At 71.1% G+C, this 13,405-nt stretch carries 12 protein-coding genes, 1 pseudogene and 1 riboswitch; of the genes and pseudogenes, 4 read left to right on the forward strand and 9 right to left on the reverse strand.

Annotated features, from left to right (window positions below; translation table 11 throughout):
• Both FREUN1FDRAFT_RS25690 and FREUN1FDRAFT_RS25695 read left to right on the forward strand, forming a co-directional pair.
• Positions 1-259: pseudogene (locus tag FREUN1FDRAFT_RS25690) on the forward strand (cupin); the annotation flags it as partial.
• Positions 260-1,221: 962 nt separating this feature from the next.
• Entirely contained in the window at positions 1,222-1,737 is a 516-nt protein-coding gene (locus tag FREUN1FDRAFT_RS25695) for a pentapeptide repeat-containing protein (RefSeq protein ID WP_198144492.1), read from the forward strand.
• Between the two features lie 134 nt (positions 1,738-1,871).
• Here FREUN1FDRAFT_RS25695 and FREUN1FDRAFT_RS25700 read toward each other — a convergent pair whose 3' ends face one another.
• The 9 genes from FREUN1FDRAFT_RS25700 to FREUN1FDRAFT_RS43105 form a co-directional block, all read right to left on the reverse strand.
• Positions 1,872-3,029 carry an LLM class flavin-dependent oxidoreductase gene (locus FREUN1FDRAFT_RS25700; protein ID WP_006543176.1) on the reverse strand — a complete coding sequence of 386 codons (1,158 nt, stop codon included), beginning with the start codon at positions 3,027-3,029 and terminating at the stop codon, positions 1,872-1,874.
• Between the two features lie 43 nt (positions 3,030-3,072).
• Complete coding sequence (locus tag FREUN1FDRAFT_RS25705) at positions 3,073-4,185, reverse strand: LLM class flavin-dependent oxidoreductase (protein ID WP_006543177.1); 1,113 nt, start codon at positions 4,183-4,185, stop codon at positions 3,073-3,075.
• Entirely contained in the window at positions 4,175-5,578 is a 1,404-nt protein-coding gene (locus tag FREUN1FDRAFT_RS25710; RefSeq protein WP_006543178.1) for an ABC transporter ATP-binding protein, read from the reverse strand. Before FREUN1FDRAFT_RS25710 ends, FREUN1FDRAFT_RS25705 begins: the two co-directional genes overlap by 11 nt.
• A complete protein-coding gene (locus FREUN1FDRAFT_RS25715; protein ID WP_006543179.1) occupies positions 5,575-6,633 on the reverse strand; it encodes an ABC transporter ATP-binding protein in 1,059 nt (352 codons plus the stop codon). Before FREUN1FDRAFT_RS25715 ends, FREUN1FDRAFT_RS25710 begins: the two co-directional genes overlap by 4 nt.
• Positions 6,626-7,657 carry an ABC transporter permease gene (locus FREUN1FDRAFT_RS25720; RefSeq protein ID WP_006543180.1) on the reverse strand — a complete coding sequence of 344 codons (1,032 nt, stop codon included), beginning with the start codon at positions 7,655-7,657 and terminating at the stop codon, positions 6,626-6,628. The genes FREUN1FDRAFT_RS25715 and FREUN1FDRAFT_RS25720 overlap by 8 nt, the downstream gene beginning before the upstream one ends.
• Complete coding sequence (locus tag FREUN1FDRAFT_RS25725; protein WP_006543181.1) at positions 7,654-8,730, reverse strand: ABC transporter permease; 1,077 nt, start codon at positions 8,728-8,730, stop codon at positions 7,654-7,656. Before FREUN1FDRAFT_RS25725 ends, FREUN1FDRAFT_RS25720 begins: the two co-directional genes overlap by 4 nt.
• Before the next feature lie 2 nt (positions 8,731-8,732).
• Positions 8,733-10,262, reverse strand: a complete 1,530-nt coding sequence (locus FREUN1FDRAFT_RS25730) for an ABC transporter substrate-binding protein (RefSeq protein WP_006543182.1) — start codon at positions 10,260-10,262, stop codon at positions 8,733-8,735.
• 500 nt (positions 10,263-10,762) lie between these two features.
• A complete protein-coding gene (locus FREUN1FDRAFT_RS48215; protein ID WP_369809824.1) occupies positions 10,763-10,837 on the reverse strand; it encodes a putative leader peptide in 75 nt (24 codons plus the stop codon).
• A 193-nt stretch (positions 10,838-11,030) separates the two neighbouring features.
• Positions 11,031-11,402: a hypothetical protein gene (locus tag FREUN1FDRAFT_RS43105; protein ID WP_157475320.1), complete on the reverse strand. Its 372-nt coding sequence runs from the start codon at positions 11,400-11,402 to the stop codon at positions 11,031-11,033.
• On the opposite strand from FREUN1FDRAFT_RS43105, the gene FREUN1FDRAFT_RS25740 reads away from it, so the two are divergent.
• Complete coding sequence (locus FREUN1FDRAFT_RS25740) at positions 11,389-11,922, forward strand: TetR/AcrR family transcriptional regulator (RefSeq protein WP_157475322.1); 534 nt, start codon at positions 11,389-11,391, stop codon at positions 11,920-11,922. The genes FREUN1FDRAFT_RS43105 and FREUN1FDRAFT_RS25740 overlap by 14 nt on opposite strands.
• A gap of 102 nt (positions 11,923-12,024) precedes the next feature.
• Positions 12,025-12,113: riboswitch (ZMP/ZTP riboswitch) on the forward strand.
• A gap of 29 nt (positions 12,114-12,142) precedes the next feature.
• Positions 12,143-13,405, forward strand: coding sequence for a serine hydroxymethyltransferase (gene glyA, locus FREUN1FDRAFT_RS25745; protein ID WP_006543185.1), 1,263 nt, complete (start codon positions 12,143-12,145; stop codon positions 13,403-13,405).

Below are 13,405 nucleotides of genomic sequence, written 5' to 3' on the forward strand. Positions count from 1 at the left end.
CGTCTCCGGCAACCCGGCCTTCGTGTTCCTCGACGTCGACGGCGACGAACCGGTCGAGACCCGCGTCGAGACCTCCCCCGGCGACTACATCTTCGTCCCGCCCTATGTGCCGCACCGCGAGGAGAACCCCGACCCCGACGTCGAGGCGGTCGTCGTCATCGCCCGCACCACCCAGGAGGCGATCGTCGTCAACCTCGGCGACCTCGGCTGGTCCGAGGTCCGCCTCGACGCCCCGGGCACCCCCGGCACGGAGTGCTGACCGGAATCGGAACGCGAGCCCGCCCGCTCCCCTGCCCCCATCGGGCGAGAACCTGAGGATTGTGGTCGCCCGAGAGCACGTGTAGCGAAATCCCGAGAAGTCGCGGATCCGCGGCCCGCGCCGACGGAAGGCGAACCGCACCCGCACCGCCAACCGTCGAGGTGCCCGCACCGCCGCACAGCACCAACAGTTCACCTCAAAAAGGGACAAAAGGGGCTGCGGAATTGCCTGGCGAGTCGCAAGAAAGAAGGATTTCGGTCGCGGGAACAACCAAAATTCTTCACTTTTACGACTCGTCAACCCGGGCCGCCGGACTGTCGGGCTCTCGGAAGTCGGGCCATGTCCATGGGGCGCGAACCTCCCCGCCCACCGACTATCGATCTTGATCGGCGCCAATCCGTGACCGGCTATCTGGCAGTTAAAATCCATACTTCTTGCTCGGCGAAAACGGCAGCAGCGGCATGGACGGGCCGTGCGGATCAGGAGGATCAGGCAGGCATCGTGAGGTTGCACTGGTAGGCCAGCCATCCTTTCCCCCTTTTGGCCCTGCCTGCTGTCCGATGACCGGCGGATGGGGACCGCGCAGGATGGCTGGCGTACCGATGCGGTCGCGTGCAGTGTCCGCATCCACTGTGGTGCCGGCTCAAGGCTAGCGCCACGCACGCACCCGAGGGATCCGATTCCGCCGAACGGAGACCCGGCAGGCGGAATCCGATAGCGGTCGAACACAGCGTGATCCACCGCGGGTCTTGCCCACGAGGATCGGGCGTGCCGGGAATACACTGCGCCTCATGCCTTACACGCCTCCCAGCAGAGTTCCACGCGGGGCATCCGAGCGGCGACCTGCCGCACCCGCCGTTCCGTCTTCACTCACGGCCACGGACTCGGCGATTACCGACGACGGCGTCTACACGAACTTTCTTTTCGACGGTTCCGATCTGGCCGACCAGAGGGCTGAGGCGGTGGAAATCGACACCTGCCGCCTTACGGGTGTCGACCTGAGTGGCACGCGGCTCACCCGAGCCATGGTGACGAACACCGTCATCGAGCGATCGAACCTGTCGAATCTGCGGGCGATGAACTCGTCGCTGATCCGGGTTGCAGTGACGACGAACAGGATGACGGGGGTTGCCTGGACGAATGGGCGGCTGCGCGATGTCATCTTCCGGGACTGCCGGCTTGATCTCACCCGTTTCCGGTCGACCACTGCGGCGAACGTGCTGTTTGAGGGTTGCAATCTGAAGCAGGCCGATTTTCAGGATGCCGACCTGCGTGGCGCGACGTTCGAGGACTGCGACCTGACCGGCGCGCAGTTCTCCGGCGCGAAGATGGACGGCGCCCGGCTCCTCGACTGTGTGCTGGTGGGGGTGAACGGGGTGACGAGCATGGCCGGCGCCGGGGTCGCCGGCCGCGACATGGTGGCGCTGGCCTACTCCCTGGCCGGCGCCCTGGGCATCACGGTGCTCGACGAGGAATAGCCATCGCGACGGGGCCCCACGAGGCTCGATCGTCAGCTGTCAGCCACATCGGCCGGTGGTTACGGAGGCGGAGGCGGGCTGACCTGCGCTTGCGCGTTCAGCAGGTCAGCCGCCTGCCGTGTCATCGACCCCGGTCAGGAGTGGACCACCTCGCGTGCGCGGGAGGCGCCGGCGCGCAGGGCGGGGATCAGCTCCCTGCCCCAGTCGACGACATCGTCGTACGGGTCGAAACCGCGGATAAGAAACGTGTCGACGCCGATCTCGTGGTAGCGCAGCAGCGCGTCGGCGACCTGCTGCGGGGTGCCGACATGGCCGGAGGAGTTGCCACCGGGGCCGGTCAGCGCCGTGACACCGAACCAGAGGCGCTCGTCGTACACCTGCTGGCGGGCCGCGACCTCCTGCAGTCGGGCCGACGCCACCGAGCCGGACGTCGCGAACAGCGCCCTGCCCGCCGCGGCCGACCCCGCCGGCCCCGATGACCCGGCTGGCCCGGCGACCAGAGCCGCGCTCACCCGCGCGGCCTCGGCGCGGCGGCGGGTCTCGGCGGCGATCGCCTCGGCGCGGGCCCAGGCGGCTTCCTCCGTCGCGGCGACGATCGGCCGGGTGGAGAGGCTGAAGCGCAGCGTGCGGCCGCGCTTCGCCGCCTCGGCGCGCAGCAGGGCGATGCGCTCCGCGGTCTGTTCGAGCGGCTCACCGAACAGCATGTAGACGTCCGCGTGCTGGGCACCCACCGCGACGGCCGCCTCGGACTGCCCGCCGAAGAACAGCGGGATGCCGGCGGCGGTCGCCGGCTTCACCGAGCTGTAGGCGCCTTCGAACCGGTAGAACGGCCCCTCGTGGTCGAACGGCGCGTCGGAGGTGAGCGTGCGCCGCAGGACGTCCATGAACTCCGCGGTGCGCGCGTAGCGGGTGTCGTGGTCGGCGAAGTCGCCGTCGCGGCGCTGGTCGGCGTCGTTGCCGCCGGAGATGTGGTGGATGGCGACTCGTCCGCCACCGCTGAGCTGGTCGAGGGTGGCGAGCTTGCGGGCGGCCAGGGTCGGCGCGACGAAGCCGGGCCGGTGCGCGATGAGCACGCCGAGGCGCCGGGTGTGCGCCAGCACGTGGCCGGCGACGGCGAACCCGTCGGGTGCCGTCGCTCCGTAGCCGATGAGGACACGGTCGAAGCCGGCCTCGTCGTGGGCCTGCGCGAACCGGGTCAGGTAGGCGGCGTCGACCGCGGGGCCGTCGAAGTACGAGCCGCGGGTCTCCGACACCTCCTTGGTTCCCACCATGCCGAGGATCTCGATCGCCATGTCAGCTCCTGCTCGCCTTCGTCGGCTTCCAGTGAGATTCAGGTCAGACGGACGCCGGGGCCGCGGCGGGCGCGGTCACGGCCGGCGTGCCGGCGACGGGGTCACGGTCGGCGGTCCGCTCGTGGACGAGCTTCACCAGGCTGCCGTAGTCCCGGGCGTCGGCGACCGGGTCGAAGCCGCGGATGAGCAGGGTGGAGACGCCGACGTTCACGTAGTCGACGAGCGCCTCGGCGACCTGCTCGTAGCTGCCGACCAGGGCGGTGGAGTTGCCGACGGCGCCGGTCACCTTGGCGATGGCGGTCCACAGCCGCTTGTCGTGGACGTCGCCCTCGTCGGCGTACTTCAGCAGCCGCTGGCTGCCCACCTGCTCGGAGCCCTTCAGGAACTTCTGGATGTCGGCGCTGCGCTCCCGGGTGAGCTCCAGGATCTCGGCGGCACGGTCCCAGGCGGCCTGCTCGGTTTCGGCGGGGATGGGCCGCAGGCTGACACTGAACCGCGGGTCACGCCCGTACGGAGCGGCGGCGGCCCGGACCTGCCGGATGCGCTCCACGATCCCGGCCAGCGGCTCGCCCCAGAACGCGTAGACGTCGGCATGCTTCCCGCCGACCCGCACCGCGTCGTCGGAGGCACCACCGAAGTAGATCGGGATGCGTCCGGCGGGCGGGCGCACCGCCGACCAGGCCCCGCGGATCTGGTAGAACTCGCCGTCGTAGTCGAACGGGGTGGCCGACTCCCACTCGCGCCGCAGGATGTCGAGGAACTCGTCGGTGCGCCGGTAGCGGGTGGCCTTGTCGGTGAGGTCGCCGTCGCGGGCCTGGTCAGCGTCGTCCCCACCGGTGATGACGTGCAGGGCGATGCGGCCGGGGTTGAACGCGTCGATCGTGGCGTACTTGCGCGCGGCGATGGTCGGGGCGACGAAACCGGGCCGGTGCGCGAGCAGGACGCCGAGCTTCTTCGAGCGGGCGAGGATCTGGTCCGCGACGACGAACCCGTCCGGCATGAAGGAGGCGTGCGCGACCAGCACCCGGTCGAAGCCGGCTTCCTCATGGGCGCGGACGAACCCGTCCAGGTAGTCCGGGTCTACGACGGGGCCGGTCGAGCCCTGGGACTCGCTGCCGGCCGAGGTGGAAACCATCCCGATGAACTCAACGGACATCGTTGTTCACTCCTTTGGACAACACGGTCAGCGTGTCACTCACATCGACAGCCGCGGACGCGGAGACGGAGGCGCGGGCTGAGGCGGAGGTAGTCACAGCGGCTGAGGTGGCGACAGCCGCCGGGGTGGCGGCGGCGATTCGCGGCCGGGTGGCGTCGGGGCGCCGCATCGGTAGATCCGCGCCGGCCGACGGGGCGCCCGCATCGCCCGCATCGCCCGCGTCGACCGCGTCTGCCAGCGGCAGCCGTGGTGCTGGCAGCGAGCCTCGCCAGATCGCGGCGTGATGGCAGGCGACCGTCCAGCCCGGGATGGTGGGCAGCGCGGCCGGGGTGTGGTCACAGGCCTCGGTGGCGAAAGGGCACCGGTGCGCGAAGACGCAGGCGTCGGCGGGCCGCCGCTCGCCGACCGGCCCGTCGGCGGACCGCCGCAGCTGGGCCGGGGTCGGTCCGTCCTCGTCGCGGATACTCGGCGCCGAGGCGATCAGCAGCGCGGTGTAGGGATGCCGCGGCCGGTTGAACACCTCGGCGATCGGGCCGTCCTCGACGACGCGGCCGCGGTAGAGGACGACGACCCGGTCCGCGATGCCGGCAAGCGAGCTCAGGTCGTGCGAGATGATGATGATCCCCAGCCGGCCACGGCCAGGGTCCGCATCAGCTGCGCCGGCGGGAACGGCGGGATCGGCGGGCTGATGACGCAGCCCGTCCAGCAGCCGAAGGATGAGGTTGCGGTTCGATCCGTCCAGAGCGCTGACGGGCTCGTCGCAGATGAGCAGCCGTGGGTCGTCGACGATCGCGCGGGCGATGGACGCCCGCTGCCGCTGGCCACCGGAGATCGCCCCGGGCAGGCGGTCCGCCACGGCCGGGTCGAGGCCAACCCGGCGCAGGGCGTCGGCTACGGCCGCCCGCCGGTCGTCGCGGCTGCCGCGGCCGGCGACGGCGAGCCCCTCGGCGATGCTGGTACCGATCGTGAGATCGGGATCGAGGGCGCGCAGCGGGTCCTGGAAGACAAAGCGGATGGCGCCGCTGCGGCGGAAGTCCCGGCGGGCGCGGCGCCGCAGACCGCGGACATCCCGGCCGTCGACCTCGACCTCGCCGGCGTCGGTCCGGGTCAGGCCGGCGATCGCGCGGGCGAGCGTGGTCTTCCCCGATCCGGTCTCACCGATGACGCCGACGATCTCGCCAGGACGGACGACCAGGGAGACGTCCTTGAGGACGGTCGTGCGCCGTCCCGGCCCGCTGCGGGCACGGAAGGAGACGGTCAGGCCACGGACGTCCAGGAGCGGCTCCAGGACTGGCTCCGCGGCCGGTGACTGCCCGGCGGGCACCGCGTTCGTCCCCCGGGCCGGGCGGTGCTCTCCGGCGACGGTCTCGGCGACCACGGTCTCGGCGGTCATGCGGGTACTCCTGCTCGCTCGGGGACTCGGGGCGTCAGTTCGATCTCGCCCAGCCGGACGCAGCGCGCGGACCGGTCTCCCCCGGGCTCGCCGTCCGGCACGGCCCGCAGCTCCACCGGCGCCGCGCGGCAGGCGTCGGTGACGAAGGCACAGCGGTCGGCGAACCGGCAGCCAGTGATCCGTGCGCCCACCGGCGGCGCGGAGCCGTCGATGACCTCCAGCTCACGGCGCCGCCAGTCACCGACGGAGGCGACCCGCAGCAGCGCCGCCGTGTAGGGGTGGCGCGGGCTCGCGAGGACATCCGCCGTGGGCCCGGCCTCGACGATCTCGCCGCCGTAGAAGACCAGGATCCGGTCGCAGAGCTGCGCGATCACGGCAAGGTCGTGGGAGACGGCCAGGATCGCCAGGCCGCGCTCGGCGCGCAGCAGGTCCAGCGCCTCCAGCACCTCGGCCTGCACGGTGACGTCGAGCGCGGTGGTCGCCTCGTCGGCGACGAGCAGGTCCGGCTCACCGGCGACGGCGATCGCGAGCACGACCCGTTGCAGCATGCCGCCGGACAGCTCGTGCGGGTACTGGTGGTAGACCAGCTCCGGCTGGTGCAGGCCGAGCGTGCCGAGCAGCGCGATCGCGGCCTGGCGGGCTTCGCGGCGGCTGTGGCCGACCTTGATCCGGAACTGCTCGGCGAGCTGGCGGCCAACCGTGTGGGACGGGTTGAGATACGAGCCGGGATCCTGGAAGACCGCACCGATCCGGGTGCCGCGCAGCCCGTCCCAGCGGCGCCGGGGCAGGTCGACGAGAGACGTCCCGTCGAAGTCGATCTCACCGGAGCTGACCGTGCAGCCGGGCGCGAGCACGCCGAGGGCGGCCCGGCAGGTCAGGGTCTTGCCGCTGCCGGACTCGCCGACGAACCCAACCGCCTCGCCGCGCCGGATGGTGAACGAGACTCCCTGTACGGCGGGGACTCCGCCGGCGCCGCGGGCACGGCGGCGCCGCCCGAACGGCGCGCCGCCGACGGTGATGTTCAGGTCCTCGACCCGAAGCAGGTCGTCAGACATCGCTCACCTCCCGCTTCTGCCGGGGTATGGAGGACGTGGCCGCCGTGGTGGTCTCGACGGACCCGGTGGCCGTGGCCGTCGCGGCGGAGCTGGTCGCGACGGCGGAGCCAGCCGTCACGGCAGAGTTGGCTGTGGCGGCAGAGCTGGTCTCGGCGGTGTCAGCGGAGTCGCTGCCACGGGCACGGCCGCTGCGACCGGGATCGCCGGTGACGATGCCGGTGGTGTCACGGAGCGCGTCCGCGAGCGCGTTCAGCGCAGCCACCGTGATAATGATCACCAGCGAGGGTGCGAGCGGCGCCCAGGGCCTCTGGGCGAGGTAGTTCAGGTCCGACGAGAGCATTCCGCCCCAGGTCGGCGCGGGCGGCTTCGTCCCGATGCCGAGAAACGACAGCGACGAGACCACCAGCAGCGACGCCGCCGCCCCGCTCGCCGCCGTCACCACGATGGTGGGAAGCACCTTGTTCCAGATGTGCGTCCGCAGGATCCACCAGCGGGACGCCCCGACCAGCTCGGCGATCTCGACGTACTGCGAGGAAGCCAGGCCGAGCGTCGCGGCCCGGGTGATCCGGAAGTAGTTCGGGGCGAGCACCAGGCCGATCGCGAGCATCGCCTGATGGATGCCGTTGCCGATGATCCCGGTGACCGCGATCGCGAAGATGATGTAGGGCAGGGTGAGCAGCGCGTCGCTGATCCGCAGCGCGAGCCATTCGAAGGCCCGGCCGAACACCACCGACGCCAGCCCCGCGGGCGCACCGAGCAGAAGCCCGACGCCGACTGCCTCGGCCGCGCCGACCACCGAGCGGCCGGTGGCGTCCATCAGCCGGCTCAGCACGTCGCGGCCCAGGTAATCGGTGCCCAGCCAGTGGGCGCCGCTCGGGTTCTGCAGGATCGCCTTCGGGTCCTGGGCGATCGGGTCCTGCGGCGCGAGCGAGCCGCCGGCGACCGCGAGCACGGCGACGACGGCGAGGACCAGCAGGGCGAGGCGCACCGAACGCAGCCGGATCATCCGGCGCAGCACGCTCATGATCGCCGCTCCGCAGCGGGGCGGAGCCGCACCAGCGCCACGTTGACCGCGACGTTGCACACCAGCACCAGCGCGATCGAGGTGACGAGAACGCCCTGGATGACGGGAATGTCACCGCGCTCGGCGGCCTGCAGCGCCTGTTGCCCCAGACCGGGCAGATTGAAGACCGCCTCGGCCACAACCGCACCGCCGATCAGCCGCGGCACGTACAGGCCGACAACGGTCAGTGCCGGCCCGACGGCGTTGCGCAGCGCATGGCCGAACACCACCCTGCGCACCGACAGCCCCCGTACGGTGGCACCGGTCACGAAGTTCTCCCGCAGGGTGCCCACCAGGGAGGTGCGGATCTGGCGCGTGAGCTCCGCACCGAACTCCACGCTGAGGGCGACCCCCGGCAGGATCACGAACTTCAGCCACCGACCCGGGTCCTCGCTGATCGGCACGTACCCGCCGGAGGGCAGCACCGGCACCGTCACCGCGAACAGGATGATCAGACCGATCCCGACGACGAACGGCGGGATGGTCGACGCCACTGCGCACACCGCCGTGACCGCGCGGTCGAGCCGCCCGCCGTTGTTCAGCGCCGCGGCGATCCCGGTCACCCCGCCGACGAGGATGGCGACCACTGCGGCCACCAGCGTGATCGACAGGTCGACCGGCAGGGCCTGCGCGACGCTGTCCCGCACCGGCAGCGTCGTGAAGTAGGAGTAGCCGAGATCCCCGGTGAGCGCGTTTCCGAGCCAGCTCACGTACTGGACGAGGAACGGCCGGTCCAGCCCGAACTGGTGGTTCATCCGCTCGATGTCCTGCGGCGTGGCGAGATCCCCGAGCACGGTCGCGGCCGGGTTGCTGTCGGTGAGCGCGGTCATTCCGTAGGTGATGAAGGTGGCCAGCAGCGTCACCGGCACCCCCACCGCCAGCAGTTGCCCGAGGCCGCGAGCCAGCCCGGACAGGCCCGACGGGCGCCAGCGGCGCAGCAGGCCCGCGCCCCGTGGGAGCCGCGACGGCCGCGACGGCCGCGACGGCTGCGGCTGGCCCCGTCCGCCGGAGCCGACGACGTCGAGGGTGGTCATGGTCAGCTGTTCCCGGTCACGGTGACGCCCTCGAACCGCTGCGCCATCAGGTAGCTGCCGAGCTGCGACACGTTCGTGCGACGGGCCAGGATCCGCGGGTTGCTGAAGAGGAAGACGTTGGGCATGGTCTCCACAGCGATCTTCGTTGCCGCCTGCACGACGGACGCGTAGTTCGGGTCGTCCAGCGGCGTCGCGGTGATCTTCGCGACGGCCTCCTTGAGCGCCGGCGGGTTGGTCCGGCCCGGGTTCATCAGACCCTGCTCACCGAAAAGCACCTGGAAGGCCTGCACGGGGCTCTCCCGCCCGGCGAACTGGTCGGTGAAGAACGGCTTCGCCCGCTGGATGTAGACCTGCTGGGTCGCCTGGGCCTGCGGGATGACCTCCAGCTTGACCCGGATCCCGGCCTTGGCGAGCTGCGCCTGGACCTGCTCGGGCAGCCCCTCGGCGGCCGTGGTGGTGAGGGTGACGTCGATGCCGTCCGGGTGCCCGGCCTCGGCGAGCAGCTTCTTGGCCTTGGCCACGTCGAAGGGGTAGGCGTTCTCCAGGGCGGCGTTGTGCCCGGCGTGCCCCTTGGGGAACGGCTGGTAGTTGACCTCGCCGACACCGAAGTTGACGGTGTCCACCAGGGCCTTCCGGTCGACCGCGTGCTTGATCGCCTGGACCACCTTGGGGTTGTCGAACGGCGCCACGGTGTTGTTGACGTCGAGCACACTGGTGACCAGCGACGGGATGATCTGCACCTCGAAACCGGCGGCCTTGACCGCGTTGAGCTGCGACGCGGGAATCATGGCGACGTCGAGGCGGCCCGACTGGAGCGACGCGAGGGCGGTGGCGGCCTCGGGCGCCGGGTAGAGCTCGAAGTTGTCCGGCTTGATGTTGGCGGCGTCCCAGTAGCCGGCGAAGCGCGTCAGCTTCGCGCTGTCGTTGGGCACGTAGGAGTTCAGCTGGAACGGACCGGCGCCGACCGGCTTCGTGGCCAGCCCCTTCTCGTCGGTCTCGACGGCCTTCGGGCTGACGATCATGCCGGTCTTGCCCGCGAGGATGGCCGGCAGCTGGTAGTCGGTGTTCTTCAGGTCGATGCGGACGGTTGTCGCGTCGACCGCCACGACCTCCTTGAGGCTGGCGAGCTGGGCGGCCACCAACGAGTTCTTCGAGTCCCGGCCACGCTCGAGGCTCTTCTTGACCGCGGTGGCGTCCACGGCGGTGCCGTCGCTGAACGTGAGCCCGGAGCGCAGGTGGAAGGTGACCGACGTGCCGTCGGCGCTGTACTCCCAGGAGCTGGCGAGCGCGGGCACCGGGTTCGCCTTCTCGTCGAGCTTCGTCAGGCCCGCGTAGACGAGCGAGAGAGCGTGGACGTCCCACCCGGCCGACGAGGTGATCGGGTCCCAGGAGGTGACCAGCGCCCAGCCCCAGCGCAGCGTGCCCCCGGTGGTGCTGCCACCCGAGGCCGAGTCACCGCCGCCCCCGCACGCCGCCAGCAGGATCGAGCCTCCGGCCAGCGCCCCCAGGCGCAGGAACCCACGTCGCCCCATCACCGGCGCCGCCGGCTCAGGTGACGAGGCAGAACTCAGGAAGGTCGTCCTCGGGGTACTCACGGGTTGGTCCTCTCAGGCATAAGAAAAGTCAGGCGTGCAGCGAAGAAGTCAGGCATGGCAGGGTGCCGACCGGCACGGATACCGGTCGGTTACGGGCGCGCCGAAGAAACGACCCGGCGGTGGCAGGGCACGGGTCGTTGTCAGGCAGGACGCGGGCAGGGCAGCACAGGCGTCTGACGACGCCGCGGCGGACGAGGGACACGGAACGGAGGCGGTGGAGCGACGTCCACCGGCGGGGGGCGGACGACAATGCCAGCAGCAGACGAAATACCGGCAGCAGGCATCCCGGGAGCGGATGTACAACTGGCACGGGCGCGGGTGCCCGACCTGTCCACCGGTGACGGACGGTGGCTACCTACATCAACCCGGACCCGGTGGAGAGGACCAGGCACACCTGGCGGGGCGCCACGGAGCGTGGCACCGGACGCCGTCGACGACTAGCGACAGAGGGCGCTGGCGATCCGCACGAGGTCGACGTAGCGGCGCGCCACGCCGGTGTATGTCCACCGCATGGGTGAAGAATGCCCGATGAGCAGGCAAAACGTCAATCACTACAACTGAGCGATCTATTTCACAGCCCGCAGACGACCTAAGGGTGACCACTTCAACACAACTCGTAGGCGCCCCCTATCGGAGCCCTGCCACCCTCGTCGACAGGCAGTCACAACGACGGCCAGGAGAATCGCAATGCGCGACAGGGAGTAACTACAGGCTCTCGGTGACTTTCCGTAGCCGTTCCGCGTCGGCGAGGTCGGCGGCTCCCGCGCTCAGCCGCAGCCGATGCCGGCGCCGGTAGGCCGACACCTGGCACTGCGGCGGCTGATCGATCAGCTCGACGATCGGTTCGACCGCCCGGTCGACCGGGGTGGCGGCGACTGCGGCCAGCGCCGACACCAGTGCCCGCGCCGGCCGGCTCAGCGCGCCCGCGTGGCTGGTGCGCACGAATCCGGGGTTGTAAAGGACGTGGCGGATGCGACCCGCCGGGCGCTCACGCAACATCAGGCCGAGCAGCTCGTTGGCGCGCCGGCTCTGCTGGTTTGCGCGCCGAGCGGTGAACGCCCGGGTGAGCATCGGCACGCTGTACAACCGGTTCCCGACCCGCGGCCACCTCGTCGACGCCGTGTTCGCCGACCGGGTCGCGGCGAGTGTGCGCATCGCCGAAGTGGCGCTCGGCATGGACGACCCGTGGCAGGCGCTCGTCCTCCTGCTCGAACAGACCTGCGAGCTGCAGGCCGCCGACCTCGGCTACAACGACGTCGTGTCCCGGGCACTGCCGCTGCGCGGCGCCGCCGAGCAGGCCCGGGCCCGCGGCTATGAGCTGATGCAGCAGGTCATCGTGCGGGCCCAGGAGGCCGCGGTCCTGCGCGCCGACATCATCCTGGAGGACATGGCCTTCGTGCTGTGGGGCCACGCCCGCACCGTCGAGGCGACCGCGGCCGTCGCGCCCGGCGCCTGGCGACGCCATCTCGCGATCATGCTGGACGGCCTGCGCGCCGAGGCCGCCCACCCGCTGCCCGAGCCACCGCTTCGGCCTGACCAGGCCCGACGGGCGCTGAGCGGTCAGTGCGCCGCAGAGCACGACGAGCATCGGGCGTGACCTGGCGGCAGGCGTTCCGGTGTGGCGGTGTGCCGGCGCCTGGTGACGGCGATCCACTGTCCAGGCCTCCGGGGCGGCAAGGCCGTGCCCACTACGATGCAGAGCAACAGTCGTGACTGGCGTGCTCGGGTGGAAGTGACCACCGGGGAGCGACGAATCTGCTGGCGGTGCCGCGCGCCTGGGCACTCCGACGTCCGCCGCATGCCCGTTGGAGGTCCACATGCACGAGCCCGCGATGACGCACCTGGCGGCCAGCGACCCCGAGATCGCCGGCCTGGTCGAGTCCGAGGCCCAGCGCCAGTTCGAGAAGATCCGGCTGATCGCCTCCGAGAACTACGTCTCCACCGCCGTCCTCGAGGCCTCCGGCTCCGTCCTGACGAACAAGTACTCCGAGGGCTACGCCGGCAAGCGCTACTACGAGGGCCAGCAGTTCATCGACCCGGTCGAGACCCTGGCGATCGACCGGGCGAAGGCGGTGTTCGGCGTCGAGCACGCGAACGTCCAGCCGTACTCCGGCTCGCCCGCCAACCTGGCTGTCTACCTGGCGTTCCTGCAGCCGGGCGACGCCGTGATGGGCATGGGCCTGCCCTCGGGTGGCCACCTGACCCACGGCTGGACGGTGTCGGCCACCGGCCGCTGGTTCCAGGGAGTCCGGTACGGAGTACGCCAGGACACCGGGCGGGTCGACCTCGACGAGGTGCGTGACCTCGCGCTCCAGCACCGGCCGAAGGTGATCTTCTGTGGTGGGACCGCGATCCCCCGCACCATCGACTTCCCCGCCTTCGCGGCGATCGCGGGCGAGATCGACGCCGTGCTCGTGGCGGACATCTCCCACATCGCCGGCCTGATCGCCGGTGGCGCCCACCCCTCGCCCGTGGGCCACGCGCCGGTCATCACCACCACCACGCACAAGACCCTGCGCGGGCCCCGCGGCGCGATGATCATGTCGGATGCGGCGCACGCGTCCGCCCTCGACAAGGCGGTGTTCCCCGGCCTGCAGGGCGGCCCGCACAACCACACGACCGCCGCCATCGCGGTCGCGCTGCGCGAAGCCACCACCCCGGACTTCCGCGAGTACGCCCACCGCGTCGTCGCAAACGCGAAGGCGCTCGCCGAGGCGCTGTCCGCCCGCGGCTTCGACCTCGTCACCGGCGGCACCGACAACCACCTGATCCTGATCGACCTGACCAGCCGTGGCGTCGCCGGCAAGCCGGCCGCGAAGGCGCTGGACCGGGCCGGCATCGAGCTCAACTACAACACCGTTCCGTTCGACCCGCGCAAGCCGTTCGACCCGTCCGGCGTCCGGCTCGGCACGGCCGCGATCACCACCCGCGGACTGCAGCCGGAGCAGATGCCGACCCTGGCGGCCTGGATCGACGAGGCCGTGAAGGCCGCGGGCGACGACGACGAGACCACCATCAGCCGCATCGCCGGCGAGGTGCGCGACCTGATGACGGCCTACCCGATGTCCGGCTGGGTCTGA

The organism is Parafrankia sp. EUN1f, from assembly GCF_000177675.1.
In the GTDB taxonomy this organism is placed as follows: domain Bacteria; phylum Actinomycetota; class Actinomycetes; order Frankiales; family Frankiaceae; genus Parafrankia.